This window comes from Streptosporangium amethystogenes subsp. fukuiense (genome assembly GCF_042665875.1).
GTDB lineage: Bacteria > Actinomycetota > Actinomycetes > Streptosporangiales > Streptosporangiaceae > Streptosporangium > Streptosporangium fukuiense.
This window is the reverse complement of record NZ_JBHTEE010000001.1, coordinates 6,975,672-6,995,268: the sequence shown is the minus strand read 5'-3', so window position 1 is coordinate 6,995,268 and position 19,597 is coordinate 6,975,672. Positions and strand designations below refer to the sequence as shown.

21 protein-coding genes, 1 tRNA gene and 2 pseudogenes are annotated in these 19,597 nt (G+C 67.6%); 8 read left to right on the top strand and 16 right to left on the bottom strand.

Annotated elements, in window-relative coordinates; all coding sequences use genetic code 11:
* Window positions 1-2: 2 nt before the first annotated feature.
* The 7 genes and pseudogenes from ACFQVD_RS30795 to ACFQVD_RS30765 form a co-directional block, all read right to left on the bottom strand.
* Entirely contained in the window at window positions 3-1,001 is a 999-nt protein-coding gene (locus ACFQVD_RS30795) for an RNA polymerase subunit sigma-70 (RefSeq protein ID WP_343972381.1), read from the bottom strand.
* A 341-nt stretch (window positions 1,002-1,342) separates the two neighbouring features.
* Window positions 1,343-1,548: pseudogene (locus ACFQVD_RS30790) on the bottom strand (DDE-type integrase/transposase/recombinase); the annotation flags it as partial.
* Between the two features lie 221 nt (window positions 1,549-1,769).
* Window positions 1,770-1,955 (bottom strand): hypothetical protein, encoded by a 186-nt coding sequence (locus tag ACFQVD_RS30785; RefSeq protein ID WP_343972384.1) that lies wholly within the window; start codon window positions 1,953-1,955, stop codon window positions 1,770-1,772.
* Window positions 1,956-3,518: 1,563 nt separating this feature from the next.
* A complete protein-coding gene (locus ACFQVD_RS30780; protein WP_343972387.1) occupies window positions 3,519-3,950 on the bottom strand; it encodes a hypothetical protein in 432 nt (143 codons plus the stop codon).
* Window positions 3,951-4,212: 262 nt separating this feature from the next.
* Window positions 4,213-4,968, bottom strand: a complete 756-nt coding sequence (locus ACFQVD_RS30775; RefSeq protein ID WP_343972390.1) for an SDR family NAD(P)-dependent oxidoreductase — start codon at window positions 4,966-4,968, stop codon at window positions 4,213-4,215.
* 63 nt (window positions 4,969-5,031) lie between these two features.
* A complete protein-coding gene (locus tag ACFQVD_RS30770; protein ID WP_343972393.1) occupies window positions 5,032-5,439 on the bottom strand; it encodes a MarR family winged helix-turn-helix transcriptional regulator in 408 nt (135 codons plus the stop codon).
* A 78-nt stretch (window positions 5,440-5,517) separates the two neighbouring features.
* The gene (locus ACFQVD_RS30765) at window positions 5,518-6,726 is read right to left on the bottom strand and encodes an esterase-like activity of phytase family protein (RefSeq protein ID WP_343972395.1); all 1,209 of its coding nucleotides are present in this window, start codon (window positions 6,724-6,726) and stop codon (window positions 5,518-5,520) included.
* Between the two features lie 118 nt (window positions 6,727-6,844).
* On the opposite strand from ACFQVD_RS30765, the gene ACFQVD_RS30760 reads away from it, so the two are divergent.
* Window positions 6,845-7,309 carry a MaoC family dehydratase gene (locus ACFQVD_RS30760; RefSeq protein ID WP_343972397.1) on the top strand — a complete coding sequence of 155 codons (465 nt, stop codon included), beginning with the start codon at window positions 6,845-6,847 and terminating at the stop codon, window positions 7,307-7,309.
* Between the two features lies 1 nt (window position 7,310).
* Here ACFQVD_RS30760 and ACFQVD_RS30755 read toward each other — a convergent pair whose 3' ends face one another.
* Both ACFQVD_RS30755 and ACFQVD_RS30750 read right to left on the bottom strand, forming a co-directional pair.
* Window positions 7,311-7,946: a response regulator transcription factor gene (locus ACFQVD_RS30755; protein WP_343972399.1), complete on the bottom strand. Its 636-nt coding sequence runs from the start codon at window positions 7,944-7,946 to the stop codon at window positions 7,311-7,313.
* Window positions 7,943-9,070, bottom strand: coding sequence for a sensor histidine kinase (locus tag ACFQVD_RS30750; protein WP_343972402.1), 1,128 nt, complete (start codon window positions 9,068-9,070; stop codon window positions 7,943-7,945). Before ACFQVD_RS30750 ends, ACFQVD_RS30755 begins: the two co-directional genes overlap by 4 nt.
* A gap of 131 nt (window positions 9,071-9,201) precedes the next feature.
* On the opposite strand from ACFQVD_RS30750, the gene ACFQVD_RS30745 reads away from it, so the two are divergent.
* Window positions 9,202-9,756 carry a hypothetical protein gene (locus ACFQVD_RS30745; RefSeq protein ID WP_343972405.1) on the top strand — a complete coding sequence of 185 codons (555 nt, stop codon included), beginning with the start codon at window positions 9,202-9,204 and terminating at the stop codon, window positions 9,754-9,756.
* A 68-nt stretch (window positions 9,757-9,824) separates the two neighbouring features.
* Here ACFQVD_RS30745 and ACFQVD_RS30740 read toward each other — a convergent pair whose 3' ends face one another.
* Window positions 9,825-10,454 carry a nitroreductase family protein gene (locus ACFQVD_RS30740; RefSeq protein WP_343972408.1) on the bottom strand — a complete coding sequence of 210 codons (630 nt, stop codon included), beginning with the start codon at window positions 10,452-10,454 and terminating at the stop codon, window positions 9,825-9,827.
* Window positions 10,455-10,557: 103 nt separating this feature from the next.
* On the opposite strand from ACFQVD_RS30740, the gene ACFQVD_RS30735 reads away from it, so the two are divergent.
* Both ACFQVD_RS30735 and ACFQVD_RS30730 read left to right on the top strand, forming a co-directional pair.
* Window positions 10,558-10,857 (top strand): ArsR/SmtB family transcription factor, encoded by a 300-nt coding sequence (locus tag ACFQVD_RS30735; protein WP_343972411.1) that lies wholly within the window; start codon window positions 10,558-10,560, stop codon window positions 10,855-10,857.
* Window positions 10,858-10,964: 107 nt separating this feature from the next.
* Window positions 10,965-11,037, top strand: a tRNA-Arg gene (locus tag ACFQVD_RS30730).
* Window positions 11,038-11,209: 172 nt separating this feature from the next.
* On the opposite strand, the pseudogene ACFQVD_RS30725 reads toward ACFQVD_RS30730, so the two are convergent.
* Window positions 11,210-11,580 (bottom strand): annotated as a pseudogene (locus ACFQVD_RS30725) (integrase core domain-containing protein); the annotation flags it as partial.
* A 148-nt stretch (window positions 11,581-11,728) separates the two neighbouring features.
* Between ACFQVD_RS30725 and ACFQVD_RS30720 the strand changes: the two are divergent.
* The 3 genes from ACFQVD_RS30720 to ACFQVD_RS30710 all read left to right on the top strand — a co-directional run bounded on the left by ACFQVD_RS30720 (window position 11,729) and on the right by ACFQVD_RS30710 (window position 14,540).
* On the top strand, window positions 11,729-12,598 hold the full coding sequence (locus ACFQVD_RS30720) for a GNAT family N-acetyltransferase (protein ID WP_343972414.1): 870 nt from the start codon (window positions 11,729-11,731) through the stop codon (window positions 12,596-12,598).
* Window positions 12,599-12,843: 245 nt separating this feature from the next.
* A complete protein-coding gene (locus ACFQVD_RS30715; RefSeq protein ID WP_343972417.1) occupies window positions 12,844-13,662 on the top strand; it encodes an HAD family hydrolase in 819 nt (272 codons plus the stop codon).
* Window positions 13,650-14,540 carry a hypothetical protein gene (locus ACFQVD_RS30710; RefSeq protein ID WP_343972420.1) on the top strand — a complete coding sequence of 297 codons (891 nt, stop codon included), beginning with the start codon at window positions 13,650-13,652 and terminating at the stop codon, window positions 14,538-14,540. Before ACFQVD_RS30715 ends, ACFQVD_RS30710 begins: the two co-directional genes overlap by 13 nt.
* A 294-nt stretch (window positions 14,541-14,834) precedes the next feature.
* On the opposite strand, the gene ACFQVD_RS30705 is transcribed toward ACFQVD_RS30710, so the two are convergent.
* The 5 genes from ACFQVD_RS30705 to ACFQVD_RS30685 all read right to left on the bottom strand — a co-directional run bounded on the left by ACFQVD_RS30705 (window position 14,835) and on the right by ACFQVD_RS30685 (window position 18,061).
* A complete protein-coding gene (locus tag ACFQVD_RS30705) occupies window positions 14,835-15,074 on the bottom strand; it encodes a hypothetical protein (protein ID WP_343972423.1) in 240 nt (79 codons plus the stop codon).
* The gene (locus ACFQVD_RS30700) at window positions 15,074-15,280 is read right to left on the bottom strand and encodes a hypothetical protein (protein WP_343972426.1); all 207 of its coding nucleotides are present in this window, start codon (window positions 15,278-15,280) and stop codon (window positions 15,074-15,076) included. The genes ACFQVD_RS30705 and ACFQVD_RS30700 overlap by 1 nt, the downstream gene beginning before the upstream one ends.
* A gap of 172 nt (window positions 15,281-15,452) precedes the next feature.
* Window positions 15,453-15,728, bottom strand: coding sequence for a hypothetical protein (locus ACFQVD_RS30695; protein ID WP_343972428.1), 276 nt, complete (start codon window positions 15,726-15,728; stop codon window positions 15,453-15,455).
* Window positions 15,729-16,163: 435 nt separating this feature from the next.
* Window positions 16,164-16,775 carry a dihydrofolate reductase family protein gene (locus ACFQVD_RS30690; RefSeq protein WP_343972430.1) on the bottom strand — a complete coding sequence of 204 codons (612 nt, stop codon included), beginning with the start codon at window positions 16,773-16,775 and terminating at the stop codon, window positions 16,164-16,166.
* Between the two features lie 59 nt (window positions 16,776-16,834).
* Window positions 16,835-18,061 carry an MFS transporter gene (locus ACFQVD_RS30685; RefSeq protein WP_343972433.1) on the bottom strand — a complete coding sequence of 409 codons (1,227 nt, stop codon included), beginning with the start codon at window positions 18,059-18,061 and terminating at the stop codon, window positions 16,835-16,837.
* Between the two features lie 86 nt (window positions 18,062-18,147).
* Here ACFQVD_RS30685 and pdxR point away from each other — a divergent pair, with 86 nt between their 5' ends.
* On the top strand, window positions 18,148-19,533 hold the full coding sequence (gene pdxR, locus ACFQVD_RS30680) for a MocR-like pyridoxine biosynthesis transcription factor PdxR (protein ID WP_386274400.1): 1,386 nt from the start codon (window positions 18,148-18,150) through the stop codon (window positions 19,531-19,533).
* The last annotated feature ends 64 nt before the right edge of the window (window positions 19,534-19,597 follow it).

The following is a 19,597-nucleotide window of genomic DNA, read 5'->3' as shown; positions in this document are numbered from 1 at the left end:
GACTACTCCGTGCCGTCCGCCGGCAGGCGCTCCGGCAGCCCGAGCCGCGGGAACCGGTCGTCATGGAACGTGACGATCTCGGTGATCGCCCCGTCGGTGACGCGCAGGACGTCGATCGTCAGCGGCAGGTACGCGCCCTCCCGCTTCCGCCAGAGGTAGAAGGCGACGGCGGGCTGCCGGTTCACGGAGGTGAGGACGGCGCGCAGGTGCTTCATGCCCTCGAAGCCGCTCTCGACCCATTCGTTCACCACCGTGTCGCGGCCGACGTACAGGCCCGGCGTGGGCGGCATCGAGCAGCGGACGTCGTCCCGCAGCAGTGCGGCGAGTCCGTCGACGTCCGTGGCCACGCTGGCGTCGGCATAGCGGCGCACCAGCTCGCGCGTCCCGGAGTCCTCCTCGCCGCCGGTCCAGTCCTGCCGCTCGGCGGGCAGGTGCTCCCGCATGCCGGCGCGGGCCCGCTGCAGCGCGCTGTTCACGGAGTTGACGGAGTCCCCGAGGAGCTCCGCGACGTCCTTCGCCGGCCAGCCGAGCACGTCCCGCAGGATCAGCACGGCCCGCGGGCGCGGCGCGAGGTGCTGGACTGCGACCAGATACGCCAGCTCGATCGTCTCCCGCGCGACGGCGACGGTCTCCGGCTCGTCCGCGCCGTTCGCGGGCAGCTCGTCGAGCAGCCGGTCCGGGTAGGGCTGCAGCCACAGCACCTCGCCGCCGGTCGCAGGCTCCGGGCGGCACTTGGCGAGCAGGTCCAGGCAGGCGTTGGTGGCGATCCGGTACAGCCAGGCCCGGAACGTCGACCGCCCCTCGAAGGTCTCCCGCCGCCGCCAGGCACGGAGAAACGTCTCCTGCACGGTGTCCTCGGCGTCCTCGAACGACCCGAGCATCCGATAGCAGTGCACGTGCAGCTCCCGCCGGTGCCGCTCCGCCAGCCCCGAGAACGCCGGCTCGTCGACCTCGCCCAGACCGCCCCCGCCCAGCTCCTCCAGCCGCGTGTTCGCACTCATCACGTCATCCTTCCGCCTCGTCGTGTCCCGTCGTAGGTGTGACGGGTACAGGCGCGACAACTCATCACCAGGGTCGGTCGGCATGGCTGATCCGGTGGCGGAGCACGACGCGCGGTACGGCGAGGGGGGCGCGACCGCCTGGCGCGTGCCGGGGTCGCCTGGCTCACGACGGCGCGGCGGGCACTGACGCACGGGCACGGCACGAGGTCCACCGAAAAGGATGGGCTTGATCTTGGAGTCGAGACCCGGCCCACCTGGGGAGATGCGCGCCCGAAGGGATTCGCGCCCGGGCGCTGTCGCGTTACCGGATCGGCGGAGAGGCCAGGCCCGCCGGCTACCAGTCAGATCGCTTCGGCGAGCTCGGTGAACGCCGAGGCGACCCGCGGTGCGGGACGGGCGTCGACGCCGAGGTCGTGGTGGGCGCGGCGCAGATTCTGGACGAAGGCGTGGCCGGCGATCACGGCTTCGCGGTCCGGTCAGTTCGTGGGCCGCGCATCGGTCTCAGCCGGCGCCTCAGGCGACCGTGATCAGCTTCGATCGGGTTGTTCGCGTACTGAGCCTTTTCATCCGGCCGGCGTTCACCTCCGTGAGGAGGGCGCTGGGTGGGTCGCCACGCACGAGTGACATCGAGCGCGGCAACCCACCCTTTGAATCGCGGTCACCTGGCTCGGGCACCACACGGGTCCCAGGAGCTCGTGCCCCTGCTGAGCAGGGGCACGACCTCTGGCCGGTGAACGCCGTGGAAGCATGCCGCCTCTTCGCCGCGGGCTACACGCACCCGATGGCTCCGTACGAGCTGACGAGGCCCATGGCACCGGTGGTGCAGACAGATCCGGCGAGGCCGATGGGAGCGGCGGAGTAGACATGTCCGCTCAGGTCGGTGGGCACGGCGGAGTAGACATGTCCACTGAGACCGGCGGGTGTGATGGCGCAGACGGGTTGGAGAGCGACCATGGCGCCGGTCAGGCCGACGCATCCGCTGGACGGGGGCGTGGCGAGCCCTGCCAGGGGTGCCGCACCTGCCGGGCCTGTCGCGCCCCTGGGTCCTGCCGGGCCCGGAGGTCCTGCGGGGCCTCTAGGTCCTGCTGGTCCCGGGAGTCCTACCGGCCCTGACAGGGGCGTCGCACCCGCAGGTCCCGCCGGGCCCGTGGCGCCCCTGGGTCCTGCGGGACCCGTCGCACCTCTCGGCCCTCCCGGTCCCGCCGGTCCTCCTGGTCCCATAGGTCCTGTTAGACCCATCGGTCCCGCCGGTCCTCCTGGTCCCATCGGCCCTGCCGGTCCTCCCGGTCCCATCGGTCCTGTGGGCCCTGCCGGTCCGGCAGGCCCTCCTGGTCCTGCCGGTCCTGCCAGTCCCATCGGCCCCGCGGGCCCTGGAGGTCCTGCGGGTCCTGCGGGTCCTGCGGGTCCTGCGGGTCCTGGAGGTCCTGCAGGTCCTGGGGGCCCCGCGGGCCCTGGAGGTCCTGCGGGTCCGGGAGGCCCTGCGGGCCCTGCCGGTCCTTCGGACGCGTTGGTGGAACTGGTAGCAGTGGGGCGCCCGGTAGGCCTGCCGGGGGTGGTCAGATCGATCACCCTGGGTTCGTCGCGCTCGTCGTCGCGCTCGTCGTCCTGGTCGCGATCTCTGTCGAAGGCGGGCTTGACGCCCCGGTCGCAATCGTCCCGGTCACCGCCGCCACCCCCACCCCAGCCTCGATCCCCCCAGCCGCGACCGCCAGGGCACCCGCAGCGACGGCCCCTGCGGCATCCGCAGGAGCGGCACGGGCGAAGAATGGGCTTCTCACCGTTGTGCACGGAATGTTGAAGACGGGCTTTGCCCCCGTTGCCTCCGTTACCTCCGTTGTCGCCGTGAGGTGCGAACAGAATGCTTGCGTTGTCGGCGGTGGCGCTCGCCGGCACCTGGTTCGACGACATCACGAGGATGCCTGCCATCGCCGCGACGGCCAAAGCGCCGGCACGCTTGCCGGAATGGGCTGGCGCCCACTTGCTCCTACGAGGAAGCACGTTATTTCCCCATATCTTTACTAATTTCGAAAATACCCTTATCCGTCGTGCAGCCACGGAAGTGACGACGGAACAGGAGATACCCGGGGCTTATGGGGATAACGCTCCGGCATAGTTGAGGAAGAGCAAATAAGCGGTACTGTGCAGAAAAACCTATACCTCATCTATGGTTTAGTCAGATTTAGGATGATTATTCGGTCGTAGTGTTCTATAGGAACTCTTGTGATGCCCGATGAATGGGGAAAGGTGATGAGATTGGAGGCGGAAGGGTGGGACGGCTCAATACTGATGATCAACTATATATATTCCTGGAAAACGTGTTTTCTCATGGTTCGGCGGTATAGCCATATGTAACTTCGCGCTTTAAACAACAGTGTGTGTCGTACCGGTGTGAACCGGTACGACACACACGTCTTTCCTGCTCCTGTTGTGGGTGACCGCTCCTGCTCGTCATGCCGTGCCGTCATCGGACGGGTTCCACTCGGTGGCGTACCACCTGTCGCGGTCAGGTGACAGGGATTACTTGTCGCGGATGATGATCTCCGGGAATGACGGGTCGTTCTGAAGATCCCTCATCATTCTTTCCGAGCGCGTGAGACGCTCGCGCCCGGGTCCCGCGTTCTCGTTGAAGTCGTTCCCGCCCCGGCGTCCGCGGTAACGGTCGTAGGGGCGGTCCTGGTGGCGGTGCGGCTTGCCCCGCCATCTGTCCGAGGGCCTCTCCTCGCGGTACTGCCGGCGGGAGGGGTTGGGGTAGGGGGAGAGACGGCCGTCGAGAGTGCTGTCGGCATTCAGCTGTGAGATCGAGCCGAGCGCCTGGACCTGCCCGATGGCGGCGTTGGCCGGTGCCTGGTTCGACGTCATGAGGATGCCGGAGACTGCCGCGATGGCGAGGACGCCCACCCGCCTGCCGGAGATCGGCCCCGGTGTCCGTCCGCTCTTTCGAGGAAGCACGTTATTTCCCCATCTCGTTTCTGGTTCCGAAAACATCTGATATCCCTCACTACCTCATAAGCGGCAGCAGCTAGGAGATACCCCTCGGACCGTGAGATAGCTCATTGAAACGGTTGAGGCAGAGCAAATAAATGGCGCCCTGAAGGCCGATGGGAGCTTATCTATTGTTATTTACGGTTTTGTCGTAGTTGTTCGTACGTTATGAGAGGCGGGTTGTGAGGAATTCCAGGCGGATTCCCCGGAGGGCGGTCCCGAGATGAGGTCAGGCGCCGCCGGTCACCGAGATGACCTGCCCGGTGATGCCGGTGTTGGCGGCCGATCCGAGGTAGACGACCGCGTTGGCGACCTCGGCGGCCTCAAGCAGGCGGCCGATGGGGGCCCGCTCGCTGTACAGGTGGCCGACCGCCTTGGCCATCGCCTCGTTCCGTGCGGTCCTGGTGAAGCCCGGCAGGACGACGTTGGACAGGATGTCGCCGTCGCGGCCGAGGCTGAAGGCGACCGACCGGCTGAAACCGTGCAATGCCGCCTTGGCGGCCCCGTAGTACTCGCCACCGGACATGCCGTCGACCGCGATGCTGGACGAGATGTGCACGAGCCTGCCGAAGTGTCGCTCGCGCATGAGCGGAGCGACCAGCCTGGTCAGCCGGACCGCGCCCTCGGTGTTGCGTCGCAGCACCTCCGTCCACTCCGCGTCGGCGATGTCCTCGAAGGTGCTGCCCGGCCCCGGCGGGCGCCCGCCCCACCGCACGGCGTTGTTGACCAGCACGTCGATCCGGCCAGTCCATTCCAGGGCGGTGGCCACCAGGGTGGCGGCCGAGCCGGGGTCGCCCAGCTTGTACGGGGCCACCAGGGAGCGTTCGCCGATCTCCTTGGCCACCGCCTCGGCGTCGTCGCGCGAACCGTTGTAGGTGAGCACCACATGAGCTCCCTCCGCCGCGTAGCCGCGGGCGATCTCCCTGCCGATGCCACCCGAGGCACCGGTCACCATCACGGTGCGGCCGTTCAGTCCCAAATCCATGCGAACTCCTTAATGGATTAACTAAATGAACAAGGTCCTACCAGGGATTTCGGTCATACTTGATCACTTCAGGAGTTCGACGGCCCTGCGCTGGGTCGGCGTCAGGCCGGAGAGCCAGGCGGTCTCGGCGGCACGCCAGATCTCGGTGACCGGACTCTCCAGTGCCCTGCCCGCCTCGGTCAGCCAGATCCGCTGGATCCGGGCGTCCGGGTCGTCGCGCCGTCGTACCACCAGGCCCTGTCTCTCCATGCCGTGCAGCACCTGCGTGACGTTGGCCGCGGAGACCTTCGCCTGGCCGGCGAGGGCGCTCTGTGACAGACCGTCCTCGCGCCAGAGCAGAGCCAGGTAGAGCTCCTGGCCCAGACGCAGTCCCAGCTCCTCCAGACCCGCTGCGATCTGGCGCTTGTGTGAGCCGAGCCGCACGAGCATCGCGTACATGGTGCTGTCCAGCAGGGAGTAGCCGTCCTCCATGCCGTGAAAGATAGTTAATGGGTTAATTAGTGTCAACGGCGGGCCCTCCCCTGATCGGAAGGGAGGGCCCACGGGCTGTTACCGGTAGACGCGGGGGTCGGCCAGGAGCGGGTGCGACAGGCGCACGGTGATGAACTCGTTGTCGTCGGGCCGGCCCGGGGTGCGGCCGGCGGAGAACGGGAAGTTGTTGTCGTCGAGCACGCCCAGGGTCCGGTCGTCGAGGATCACCACGTCCTCGATGGTCTGGAACGGGAACCTGAAGGTCTCCCCGAACCCACCCAGGCCGTGCGGGTTGGCCAGGTCGAGCAGGTCGGCGACGAGGGTCTTGCGCAGGTCCGCGTGACGGATGTCCACCAGGTAGATGCGCTTGGTCCTGGCCGCGTCCCCCTCAAGGTTGTCGCGCTCGATGACGAGGAACCGGTGCCGGTCGACCGCGATCATGTCGCCGATCGCATTGTCGGGGCTCTCCAGCCTGTAGGTCCAGCGCTTGCCGGTGTAGGCCCGCTTCCGCAGGTCGAACTCGTTCATCCGCAGCGTCCCGGCCTCGTCACCGGTCACGGTGCCCTCCAGCAGCGGGTACAGCGTGCGGCCGTCGACCGAGCGGGCCATGCCCTCGAAGCCCTTGCTCCGTCCCAGGTTGGGTTGCTCGCCGCCCAGGGACGGGTTCTCCGGGGCCTTCACGCCGGGCAGCGGGATCGGTGCCTCAAGCAGCTTGCCGGTGGCGGAGAAGTGCAGCAGGAACGGGCCGAACTCGTCCCCGATCCAGTAGGTGCCGTCGGAGGTCCGTACGATCGACTCCACGTCGAAGTCCGCGCCGGTCAGCTTCCGGTCCGCCCGGGTCAGCGCCCAGCCGACGTGACCGTCGGGGTCGCTCAGGTCGAATCCGCCGAGTACCGCGACCTTGCCGCGCTTGAAGTCGGGCTTCACCCGGTGCACCCGCAGCAGGAAGTCCGCACTGTTGGCCTTGCCGCCGTAGCCGTTGTCCGACAGCACGTCGAAGGTGCCGTCCTGCCGCCGCACGATGCCGCTGAAGCCCTGCACCGGCTGTCCGGAGAACGGCGGGGTCACCCCGTTGACCGGGGTCGTGCCGAGCTGCGCCCCCGACGGCTCGCTGCCGGGTACGAAGGTCAGCGCGGGCAGGGAGGCGAACCCGGTCAGGGTGGCACGCCCGAACTCGGAGCGGCCGGACCTGTCGGAACCGGGCTGTCCGGGGTCGGCCACCGCCGGTGCGGACACCGCCAGTGCCAGTACGGCCGCGCCGATGGTGATCGTCATACGTCGTCTCATGGCGGGCACGCTAGGGAACCAGGATGAACGGCCGATGTTGTGCCGCGGGCCGTACAGCGAAAACAGTTGATGTGCTTGGAGCTTCTCGCCGCCCCCTCAGCGGAATAAAGTTCCAGACATGAGGATTTTTGCCAACATCACCGAGCTCAAGACCGCCGTCGGGGAGCATCTCGGCTACACCGAGTGGCGTGAGATCACCCAGGAACAGGTCAACCTGTTCGCCGACGCGACCGGTGACCACCAGTGGATCCACGTGGACGTGGCGAAGGCGGAGCAGGGGCCGTTCGGCGGCACCATCGCCCACGGGTACCTGAGCCTGGCGCTGCTGCCCTCGTTCATGATGGAGCTGTTCCAGGTGGGCGGCCTGGCCATGGGCATCAACTACGGGCTCAACAAGGTCCGTTTCCCCTCGCCGATCCCCGTCGGCGCGCGGGTCCGTGCCGGTGCCGAACTCGTCGACCTCAAGGGCACCCCCTCGGGCTACCTGTCGAACATGCGGTTGACCGTGGAGGTCGAGGGCAAGCCCAGGCCCGCCTGCGTCGCGGAGACCCTCTCGCTGTACGTCCCGGCGGAGAACTCCTGAGTCACCTCTCCGTGGAGAGCTCCTGAGCCAGGATCGCGGCCTGGACGCGACTGCGGAGACCCAGCTTGTTCAGCAACCTGCTGACGTGGGTCTTCGTCGTCGCCTCCGCCATGTCCAGCTCCACGGAGATCTCCGTGTTCGACAGGCCCCGGCCGATGCAGGCCAGCACCTCGCGCTCACGCGGGGTGAGGCCGCCGATCTCGTACGGCCTGCGCGCGGGGACCGACGCGCCGAAGGCCGAGATCAGCCGCCGGGTGACCGAGGGGGCGATGAGCCCGTCGCCCCTGGCCACCACCCGCACCGCGTCCACCAGGGCGTCGGCGTCGGTGTTCTTCAACAGGAACCCGGCGGCTCCGGCCCGCAGCGCCCCGAAGACGTACTCGTCGATGTCGAAGGTGGTCAGGATCAGCACGTCGGCGATCCCGCTCAGCGCGCGCGTCGCGGAGATCCCGTCGAGCTTCGGCATCCGGATGTCCATCAGCACCACGTCCGGACGGAGCTCGGAGGCCATCGCGACGGCCTGCTCGCCGTTGGCGGCCTGGCCGACGACCTCGATGTCGTCGTGACCGTCGAGAATGAGGACGATCCCGGCGCGGACCGCCGCGTGATCGTCGGCGACGAGGACCCGGATGGTCACGTGCTCTCCAGAGTGGGCAACTCGGCGCGGACACGCCAGCCGTCATCATGCGGTCCGGCCTCGAAGACGCCGCCGACGAGGTTCGTGCGCTCCCGCATGCCGATGATCCCCGCGCCCGCGCCGGGCAGCCCCCGCCCCGCTTCGCCCACCGGGTTGTCCACGGTCAGCGTGACCAGTCCCGGCAGATAGCCGATCACCACGTCGGCGGCCTTGCCGCCATGCTTGAGCGCGTTGGTCAGCGACTCCTGGACGATCCGGTAACCGGCCAGATCGACCGGGGCGGGCAGCTCCCTGGCATCGCCGTCCACCCGCATCCGCACGTCAAGCCCCGCCTCCCGGGCCCGCTCCGCCAGTTCTTCCGCCTCGGCCACCCGGCGCCGGATCGCCTCCGGCTCCTCGCCGTCCTGCCGGAGCAGCCCGATCATGGCGCGCATCTCGTCCATGCCCTCGACGCTGTTCTCCCTGATGGACTCCAGCACCTTCCGTACGGTCTGCGCGTCCAGATCCCGGCGGGAGAGGACGGCGGTGGACTGGATGGCGATCGCGCTGAAGTGGTTCGCGATCATGTCGTGCAACTCTCGTGCCATCCGGGCCCGCTCGGCCTGCACCGCGGCCGCCCGGTCCAGCTCCGCCAGCCGCGCCACCTGCTCGGCCCGCGCCCGTTCGGAGGCCGCCTGGTCCTCCAGCTGTCTTATGATCATCGCGGTGAGGACGGGGGTCACCCCGACCAGGCCCGTCTGGACGAGGAAGACGGTGGCGGCGGCCCACTGCCTGAACAGGACCCCGGCGACCACGCCCGCGACAACGGCGATCACCGAGGTGATGCCGAGCATCCACCTGCCCAGCTCGCGGGGACCGTACCTGACCCCCGAGTAGAGGTTGTCGGTGACGATCAGGAGCGTGCCCAGCGACGGGCCCATGGCGAAGTCGCCGACGAAGGCCACCCCTCCCAGCCCGAGCGCCAGCAGCGGCCTGCTCCGCCGTACCGCGACCCCCGCACACGAGATCGCCAGCGGCCCGGCGAACAGCGGGGCGGCGGCCCATCGGTGCTGGTAGGCGCCTGCGGCGAGCAGCAGCAGGCCGACAACGAAACACGCCACGGCCCACAGCGCGTCTCGTCTCATGCCTCTCATCTCACCACCCCGATACGGCTCACCGGAACGGTGCAGGGAGGACCGACGGTACATAGAAGGATGTACACCGGTTCATCAGTCCCGACGATGTCCCGGGCCGACCGATCCGCGACCGTGGACTCATGATTCTGGCCATCATCGTCGGCTGCGAGATCGGATTCTGGATCCTGCTGGGGCTGGGTCTCGCCTCACGTTACCTGTGGGGCATGCGCCGGCTCAGCACTGCGCTGCTGCTGGCGGTCCCGCTGCTCGACGTGGTCCTTCTCATCGCCTCCGTCGTCGACATGCGCGGCGGTGCCCAGGCGGACTGGCACCATGGGCTGGCCGCCGCCTACCTCGCCTACTCGGTCGTCTTCGGCCACCGCACGATCACCTGGGCCGACGCGAAGTTCGCCCACCACTTCGCCGACGGCCCCGAGCCGTGGCGGCCCCCACCCGGCGGCATGGCCAGAGCCCGCTACGAGTGGGGAATCTGGCTTCGGATCGTCCTCGCGTACGGCATCGCCTGCGCTCTGCTGTTCGGCCTGATCCTCATCATCGGCGACCCGTCACGGACCACGGCGTTGAACGCTTTCATGGTCGGTGCGCTCAAGATCCCTCTGATCGCTGTGCTCTGGCCGCTGAGCTACACGTTGTTCCCGAAGAAGGTCGGCGTCGCCGACGATCCCAGCAGCTGACCCCGCACATCGGTCGTGGTGTCACCGGCGATTCCAGCGGGTTTGAAGATCGCTCCCCGGAAAGGATGTCACCAGCGATTCCAGTGGGTGACCTCCTCCATCGGCACCCGCCGCGCAGGCTTGAAATCGGTGCCGATGGTGTAGGCCAACGGGACGAATGCCACCTGCATCACCTTCTCGTACGGGATGCCGAGCACCTGGGCGGCCTCCCGCTCCAGTCGGAGCGGCCCCAGCCAGGCCGTGCCCAGCGACCTGGCCCGCGCGGCCAGCATGAAGCTCCAGACGGCCGGCAAGATCGAGCCGAACGTGTTGGCCTGCTCGTGCACGCTCGTCCCCTCGGTCCGCCCGGCGATGCACGGGATGAGGAACGCAGGCACCTGGTGGATGTGCCGGTACAGGTGATCCGCTCCCTCCCAGACCCGCTCCATCGAGCCCGGGAACGCGTACGCCCGCCGCGCGTCCTCCTCCGGCATCGGCGTCCCGGGCAGACGCATCCCCTCCCGCCACAGCGTCGCGATCCTCTCTCGCTGCTCCCGCTCGGTGACCACGACGAAGTGCCAGCGCTGGCGGTTGCGCCCGGTCGGAGCCTGTACGGCGAGCTTGAGGCACTCCTCGATGAGCTCGCGAGGGACGGGCCGGGTGAGATCCAGTCGCCTGCGTACGGCCCGGGTGGTGGAGAGCACGTCGTCGGGAGTCATCTGGCCGCCAAAGGTTTCGATGATGGTCGAATTGTCGTATCCGATTGTGCCGACGGATTTTGATGTTTGTCAAAGTCTCGAATTCCTTGGCTAGGATCGACCCATGCGAGCCCTTCACCATCCGGACGTCTCCTCCGTCACCCTCCCCACCATGCTGAACGCTCTCGCCGACGAGGTCCGACTCTCGGTCGTTCGCCAGCTCGCCAAGGCCGGAGGCGTGGTCTGCGGCCAGTTCGACGTTCCGGTGAGCATGTCGACCCTCTCCCACCATCTGAAGGTCCTTCGTGAGGCCGGGCTCCTCCGCGTCACCCCCGAAGGCAGCTTCCGCCGCCACGAACTCCGCCTCGCCGAGATGGAGATCCGATTTCCCGGTGTCCTCTCCTCGATCCTCCGGTCCGCCTGACCTTCTGATCCAGGGCCTGTCGCGCCGCCCGACCTCGGCGCGGAGCCTCGATCGCGAAACCGGTTCGAGGCACCCCACAAAACCCGCTATGCTTGCTTACGCAGCGAGCGGCCGTAGCTCAATGGATAGAGCATCTGACTACGGATCAGAAGGTTGGGGTTTCGAGTACCTCCGGCCGCACAGTGCGAATGCCCAGGTCATCACCACGATGACCTGGGCTTTTTCGTGTCTGCGATCAGTTCTGATGTCCGGCTGTGTCCGGTCGTCACCGAGCGGCGGTGGTTGATCCTTCCCAATGCGTTCCCACGCTCCAGACGTCGAAATGAGGGAGTGATCGCTGACAGTTTGTTTGTCTGGACAAGTCAGCCGGGGTGGCCATGTCCAACGCCTGGTGCGGCCGGACCGCGTTGTAGTCGGCCACACACGCATCCAGCAGTGCCTGGGCGGCCTGCAGGCTGGCGAAGCCCTCATGGGAGAGGAACTCCTCTCGCACGGTCTTATGCCAGCGCTCGATCTTCCCGGTCGTGGTCGGTGACCGCGGCTTGGTGTTACGCACCGTGACACCGTTCTCCCGGCAGATCCGCTCGAACAGCACCTCGATCGGGCGTGGCTTGGTGAACCGGCCGGTGAACTGCTTGCCGTTGTCGGTCAGCACCTCCTCCGGCACGCCGAAGTGCGCATCGCGGTGGCGAACGCCTGGCACACCGCCCGCCCCGACGCTTCAAGGGCCGCGCGGACGGACTGAAACCGCGTTGACAGCGACACCGGCGGGGATGCCTACTTACTGCCCATCGGCGCCGTCGCGTCGGCCCGGCGTCAGCCGCCACGGCCGGCCGTCGGGCGATCGGCGACAGTGAAAGGATAAAGGATCGTGGTGGACCCGGGCAGGGACGCGCTGACCTGGAAAGAGTTCGGCGAGGAACACCTCGCGGCACTGGCTGAACTGGCCGAGGCGTGCCTGGCCGTCGACGGTGGCCTCCCGCTGTTCACTAGCTCTCCGCTGCTGCGAGCCCGGCTGCTCCAGTCCCGTACCCTCGGCGCCTGGCATGAGGGCGGCCTGGTCGCGGCCGTGAGCGTCGGCACCGCCGGGCAGCCGGCTACCAGCACCGGCCTGGTGAATCCGGCCTGGCGGGGGCGGGGCGTCGGTAGCCGGCTGCTGAGCTGGGCAGACGAGCAGGCCGGCGACGCCGGTCTGCTGCTGACCACCGAGTCGTGGAATCCTGGCGCGGACGCCCTGTTTACGGCGCGCGGCTTCGAGCGGACCTTCGTCGAGTGGGTGCTGCGCCACGACCTCACCGCCCTCCCGGAGGTCGCCCATCCCGACGGCGTGACCACCGAGCCGGTGACACTCGATTCCGAGCTGTTCGCGACCTATCGGGCGTCTTTCGCGGGCCGGCCCGGCTTCGTCGAGCCGGTGGCCGAGGAATGGCTGGATGAGCTGCGGGAGGACGATGGGTACCGGCCGGACCTGTCCCTGATCGCGCGTGGTCCCGACGGCACGGCGGTCGGCTTCTTCAACATCATCGACAACTGGATCGACCAGGTGGGCGTGGTCCCCGCCTGGCGGGGCCGGCGGGTCGGAGCCCACCTGGTGGCAAGGGCGCTGCGGTCGCTGGCCGCCGACGGCGCCCGGGAGGCGTGGCTCTGCGTCAACGACAACAACCCGGCCGCCTCCCTGTACCAGCGGCTCGGCTTCCACGACGCCGGCCGCCGCGCCCGCTACCTGCGCCGCCGCGCGTGACCGCCGCTACTTCAAGGCGGCCCGCCCTCCGAGAGGAGCGGGCCGCTTCGTCGTCTGGGCGAGCCGCCGAAAGAATCAGCGGCGCTGGGAGCCTCTGAAAGCGCCTGAGCGGCCAGCGAATGGAAGACATCGCTCCGGGTCGGGACCGACGGGCGGCCATCGCGGCCGGGTCCTGGCAGTGACCCGCTGATCAGGTACCGGCCGAGACTGGCCGGACTGTACAAGGACCCGAAGTAAGGATTGATATGCAGCGGCTTGCACTCTTCGACCTGGACAACACCCTCATCGACCTTGACGGGGCATTCCGGCGCTGGGCAAGGGAGTTCGCCAACGAACACCGGCTCAGCGGGGAGGCGATCGGCTGGCTACTCGAACTCGACCAGGCCGGTTATCCACATCGTGAGGTGTTCTTCGCCAAGGTCCGCGACCGCTTCATGCTGTCGGAGCCGGTCGAAGTGCTGTGGAGCCGCTACCGGAGGCGGATGCCGCACCTCGTGCACTTTCGGCCCGAGGTGCTGGGCGGCCTGGCCCGGCTGCGGGCGTCAGGGTGGCGCATCGCGGTCGTCACGAATGGGACGGCCGACAATCAGCTTGGGAATATCCAGCAGACAGGGTTGGCCGAGGCCGTAGACGCCTACGCGCTCTCTGACATCGAGGGCGTCCGCAAGCCCAAGGTTGGACTGGTCGAGATCGCTGCCAAGCGGTGTGGCATGAGCGTTGTCGACGGCAGATGGGTGATCGGTCGCCAGATACCGCCTCTGAGCAGGCGTTTGTGTCAGCGGTGGACGGCTGTGGACGTCCTTGACCTTGCTACGGATCAGCCTGGTACGCCCACCAGGGTTCGTCGTGAACTGTCTGAGGCCGTGACGATCGCCGACTCCGATGCTCACCGTGCGTGGCCGGGGCGATCGACTGTCGCGGACCGACTTCGTCGGTCCTTGCCACCGGATGAGGGGCTGGTCGAGTGCGTCCTCAGGAGGAGTTCGTCAGAACCCGGGAAGCCGAGGCGGAGGCGTTGGGCGTTGGCTGATCATGGGGTGGAGGAGGTCTCATGCGAAGAATGATCGCGTACCTATCCCTGGTGCTGCTCCTGTACTCCTGCGGTGGGGTCTCTCAGGTCTTACGCGGTGGGTTCCATGGCGCCTCGGCTGACGAGTTCGAGGATCGTGCCCGGGAGGTGGCGGAGCGCTGGCAGGGCTCGGCCGACGACCGCGCCTGGCGCAAAGGGTTCGTCGCACTGGAGGTGCTGAACCCACAAGGATGGGCTCACGTGGGCCGGATCCCGGCCTGGGTGAACAGAAGCTCGCACAACGGCGCCTGGCGGTTGGTCGCCAAACTGCCCGAGGACTCCCCGGACCGTGCTGACGTGCGATGGCCGGACGGTGAGGTCTCGCAGGTGCCGCTCATCACAGTGGCGAGCGCGTACGCGGAGTTCAGCAGACCGGCCAACCTCATCGAAGAGGAGTGCCCGGCCGGGGGCTGTCGCCCGCTCCGGGTGACCGGCGCCAGACTGGGCAAGGTCCCGCTGGAGACCAGCCGTGGCACGATCCAGGTGCCTGCCTGGGTGTTCACCGTCGAGGGAGTCGAGCAGAAGAAGGTCCATGTGGCGGTCGACCCCTCAGCCGTCACCGCCCGTCCCGAGCGGGTGCGGGGGGACGTCGAAGAGGTGATGGCGTTCGACCTTGTCGCCGGCAAGCCGAACGAACTGCTTCTCCGGTACGGCTACGGCGCCTGCGACACCATTCACGGGGCACGCGCTTACGAGACCAACCGGCTGGTGGTGGTCGACGTGGACGAGAGAGGATCCGACTCTGTTGAGGTGTGCCCGGCCATCCTCAAGACAGCTACGATCACCGTCACGCTGGCGCGACCACTCGGCGACCGCCTCGTGCTCGACTCCGGCACCGGGCTACCGGTGCTGCGGGAACTGAGCAGGCGCTGACGGCCCGGCGACCGCATGCGGCGCTGCAGAGATGCGCGGGCTACAGCAGCGCCGTACAGCAACATCGCCTTACACGATCACACGTCACCGGCCCGTATCCACCGCCTGACCAGGCCGGGACGCCGCTGACGAGGCATCCGCCCTTCCCTACGGATCAGAAGGTCGGGGTTTCGAGTACCTCCGGCCGCACACATGCAAGAAGGCCCCTGAACAGGCATTACGCCATCAGGGGCCTTCGTCGTTCCGTGATCGTTTGACCTTCTTGCCAACAGGGTGGTTCCCGGTTGGCTCCCATCACCCTTCGAGTGTCGTCACCATGAGGTGTTGGAGTACGCCACCGGCCAGGATGGCGACTGCACCGGCTAGCCACATCGGCGCATGATCTTTCCCTCTGGACAGCAGCAGGGTTCCCCGATCGTGTGGTCTCTGCACACCCACTTGAACGATATGAACGACCAGTGCGAGCAACACCGACAACACGGTGTAGGCGTCGGGGCTCACCCTGGTATCCCAGATCATGACGACATTCACCATCAGTCCGAGAAGACCGGCGCCGGCAATGAGTACTCTGCCCCTACATCGAGGCGAGTGGCGTTCATCAGCGCGATGACGGTGACGGCGGCAACCCCGCTGAGGACGGCCACGTATCCCTGCGACTGAAGCCGCCACGGCCGCAGGCGTTCAGCCACCACCGGTGGTTGAGACGGCACATCCGTGGACAGCACAGGAACAACCTCCAAGATCTGATCTTGGAATTCTTATCCCATTCGGCCTGGCTCCGCCAGATGCCAACAGACGACGGACACGTTAGACCCGTTGGGCGAAATGCCGTCACGGGCCTACTGGGTCGCGCTTGGGGTTCTTCGACTTTGAGGGGTAGGTGCGTGTATGACGCGGGTTCGGCTGGCCGATCTAGCGGCCGTACGGCGGCGGGTAGTAACCGGGCGCATGCTGGACGGGGATGGTGCGGGTGACCTGCCACCCGATGAAGGTGACCGGGATGGCGACGATGAGCCACAGGCCGAGGGTGAGGGCGGCCACCCACCAGTGGATGAAGAACCACAGGCAGGCGTGGACGATGAACGTGATCGGGTTGAAGCCGCGTTCGCGCACGGTCGTCATCTGGACAGGCCCGTATCCGTAGGGCTGTGGCTGCTGTCCGTAGGGGCCTGGTGGCGGATAGGTCATGGCTTCTCCCGTTACGCGGTGGTGCGTGTGTGACGCCCGAGTTTGCTCTTCGGGTTACTGCCGGCCGGATATGGTCATCTGATCGGCGTGAGCCGTGTCTATTCGAGAGGCGGACGAGTGGAGTTCGCGGCGACTCCCTGGGGCAGGGCTCCCTGGTCGTCATCGCCCCAACTGGGCGATGCCGGCTCTGACCTGTAACGCACCAGGTCAGGGGATCACGTACCTACCTCTTCCAGACTTATGTCAGCTTATGTAGCTGACTGTCCGGAATCTGCAGGGCACCTCAGGGGTTCGAGTCCTCTTGGCCGCGCCCAGCTCAAGGGCCACTTCCGATCACCAGAGGTGGCCTTTCTGATCTCCGTACAGCTCACAACGGATCAGCCGCGCTGCTCGGCGCGGCTGATGGGAGGCTCCGGGCGGGCTTGGGCCAGCCGGCTACCTCGCGACGCGGAATCGCAGGTGCGTCACGTGTGGTGACTCGATCAACCTATTTCGTTCCAGCTCGATGTGATGGGTGCCTAGGTGGTCGAACAGCCGGGTGCCTGAACCGAGCAGCACGGGCACCAGTTGAATCTGAATCTCGTCCACGAGTCCGGCCCTCACGAACTGCTGTGCGGTATTTGCCCCACCCATGATGAGGACGTTCTTGTCGCGCGCTGCCACTCGGGCCTGCCGAAGCGCGCTCTCGATGCCGTCAGTGACGAAGGTGAACGCTGCGCTTTTCATGACCAACTGTTCGCGGGCTTGATGGGTGAGCACGAAGCAGGGCACGGGGAACGGGGTGTCCCCCCACAACTCCACTCCCACGTCAAACGTGCGTCTGCCCACCACAACGGCTCCGGTCGATGCGAAAAGCTCCTGTGCGACCCGGGTGTCCACTCCGTTCGGTGATGTGCCGCCAGCGGCTACAGCCCGATCCGAACCGCTGTTGAACAGCCACTCGTGGAGCCGCTCGCCGCCTTCGCCCATGGGGTGCTCGGCGGTCACATCGGGTCCGGCGCTGAAGCCGTCCACTGACACACTCATGTTCAGCATGACGTTTTTCATGAGGTTCTCCTTTTCGCTCGTTTCTTGCGGTGTCAACAGGGGCGCGGCTGAAGCGACCGTCAAGCGATGTCGTCTTTCGACGCGGCCCTATGGTCGAGCCACGCGGGGGCCAGCGCGGTGAACAGCACGATGGCGGTGATGGCGAATCCCACGGGGTAGCCCATCGGCACGGTCAGGAGGCCGAACGCGACTGCCCCGACGCCCATCCCGCCGTCGTAGGCGAGGTTCCACAGCGCGCTTACCCGACCAAAGTCGGACTCGGGGACGCGCTCGAACATCAGTGCCAGCGTCACGTTCTGGGCCAGGCCGAACCCAAGCCCGAACAGCCCCATGCCGACCATCACCGCGACCGGGCTGCCCACCCAGACGAGCACGGCCGTGCCAACGGTGGCCGTGAGCACTGCGGGGACGAGTAAGCGGGCAGCGCCATGACGGTCGCCGTACCAGCCCGCGCCCCAGCGTGCGAGCGGAGCAGCGCAGGACTGCACGAGCAGAGCCCCCGTGGCCACCTGATGCGACTCGGCCGGTACGGCCATGGGGAGGAAGGTCAGCAGGGCGCCGGCCGCCAGTGTCACGGTGGCGAAGATGACCGTCGGCCTGGCGAGCCCACGGATACGAAAGGCGCCGAGAACGCTGCCGTGCTCGATCCGAGCCGACCGGGCCGGCAGGCCGGGTACGGCGGCCAGCCCGAGCAACGACAGCGCCGCCCCGGTGATGAACACCGGCCCGTACCCGACGTTCCCGACCAGCCACAGACCCAACGGCAGGCACGCGATGGACGGGACCCCGACGGCTACGCCGTACAACCCCAGCCCCTCGCCGCGGCGATCGGTCGGCACGAGTTCGGTGACGAGGGCCGCGCCGGCCACAACGACAATGCCGAGCCCTGCGCCACGCACTAAGCAGACACCCAGCACCAACGGCAGTGAGGAGGATGCCACCAGTACCAACGCAGGCGCCCCGAGCAGAAGCAGGCCCGCGGTCATCACGGCGCGGTACCCGTACCTGCGCAGCAGGCCCGGCACTGCGAACTCCATCAGCACGGTCCCCAGCATCAGTGCGCCGGTGGACATGCCCGCGCCCACGCCGCCCACCCCGGCCGTGGCCACATACAGGGGGACGACCGACATCAGCAGATAGAAGCTCCCGGAAGAACACACCGACATGATCAGCAACAGAACCATCGGACGGGTCAGGATCGGTTGCCGATCCACGCCATCCCCGAGACGAATCTCGACCCTGCCCACCGAAGCCTTCCTACCGGCGGTGACTTCCTGATGATCCATGAGCCGACCGTAGGACGGGATCCGGTTCAGCAGTAAGGTCCAGTTTCATGCTGATCGACTGGACCGGTTCCGGACCACAGCTCCTTTTGCAGGTCGACCGAAACCGACCTGAACCCCTGCGCGACCAACTCGAACGCGCATTGCGGGAGGCCATCCGCGCCGGTCGGCTCGCTGCCGGAGAGCGACTCCCCTCATCCCGTGCCCTCTCCCGCGACCTCGGTATCTCTCGCGGCCTGGTGACCGAGTGCTATGCGCAACTGCAGGCAGAGGGCTATCTGGTCAGCCGCGGCGGCTCGGCCACCCGGGTCGCCGCCACCGCGCGTCCGTACACGGCCGCGCTTCCGCCGTCCATAGCCATCGAGCCTGCCAAAATCGACTTCCGACCCGGCGTACCCGACCTGTCGAGCTTCCCGCGCGAGTACTGGAGCGGCGCCCTTCGCCGTGCCTGCCGCGACGCGCCCAGCGACCTGCTCGGCTGCCCCGACCCGCACGGCGATCCGACACTGCGCGACGTGCTCGCCGCCTATCTACGGCGAGTCCGCGGCGCCGGCACCGACCCCGGTCACACCGTCATCTGCGCGGGCTACGCACAAGGACTCCAGCTCGTCCTGCGGTCCCTGGCGGGACAGGGCGTACGCGTCGTGGCCTTCGAGGACCCCGGCGACCCCGACCACCGCACCATCGCCGCGATGCTGGGCCTCGACGTCATCGCCGTCCCGGTCGACGAGCGCGGCATCGACACCGACGCACTTGCTGCCACTGATGCACGCGCCGTCGTGCTCACACCCGCCCACCAATCGCCCACCGGCGTCGTGCTCGCCCCTGACAGGCGACAAGCCCTGATCAACTGGGCCACGGCACGGACCGCGACGATCATCGAGGACGACTACGACGCCGAGTTCCGCTACGACCGCGAACCCGTCGGCGCGCTACAGGGCCTCGCCCCAGACCGGGTCGCGCTCCTCGGCTCCGTCAGCAAATCACTCGCGCCGGCTTTGCGACTCGGCTGGATTCTCAGCCCGCCTCACCTGACTCCCGATGTCGCCCGCTACAAGCAGCTCGCCGACCGCGGCTCACCGGTCATCGACCAACTCGCGCTCGCCGACCTGCTGAAGTCCGGCCGCTACGATCGTCACCTGCGCCATATGCGGCAGCGCTACGCCGCCCGCCGCACCGCCCTCCTCGAAGCGATCCAACGACACGCACCCGGCATCGAACTGCGCGGGCTGGCCGCCGGGTTCCATACCGTCGCCCAGTTACCAAGCGGTGCCGACGAGCGTGCCATAGTCGCGGCCGCACGCCGTCGGTCCGTCGGACTGTACGGAATGAGCACCTACCGCATGGACCAGCACCCACAGCCCCCACAGCTCGTACTCGGATTCGGCAACCTGACCACAGCCGCCATCTCCGACGGCATCGAGACCATCGCCGACCTGCTACAGTCACGCCGAGCGAGCCAGAGACCCGCCTGAGCCCCTCGACGACCGGGCAGGTGTGGGCCTACACCCGCGTCTCGACCCGTGACCAGAATTCCCA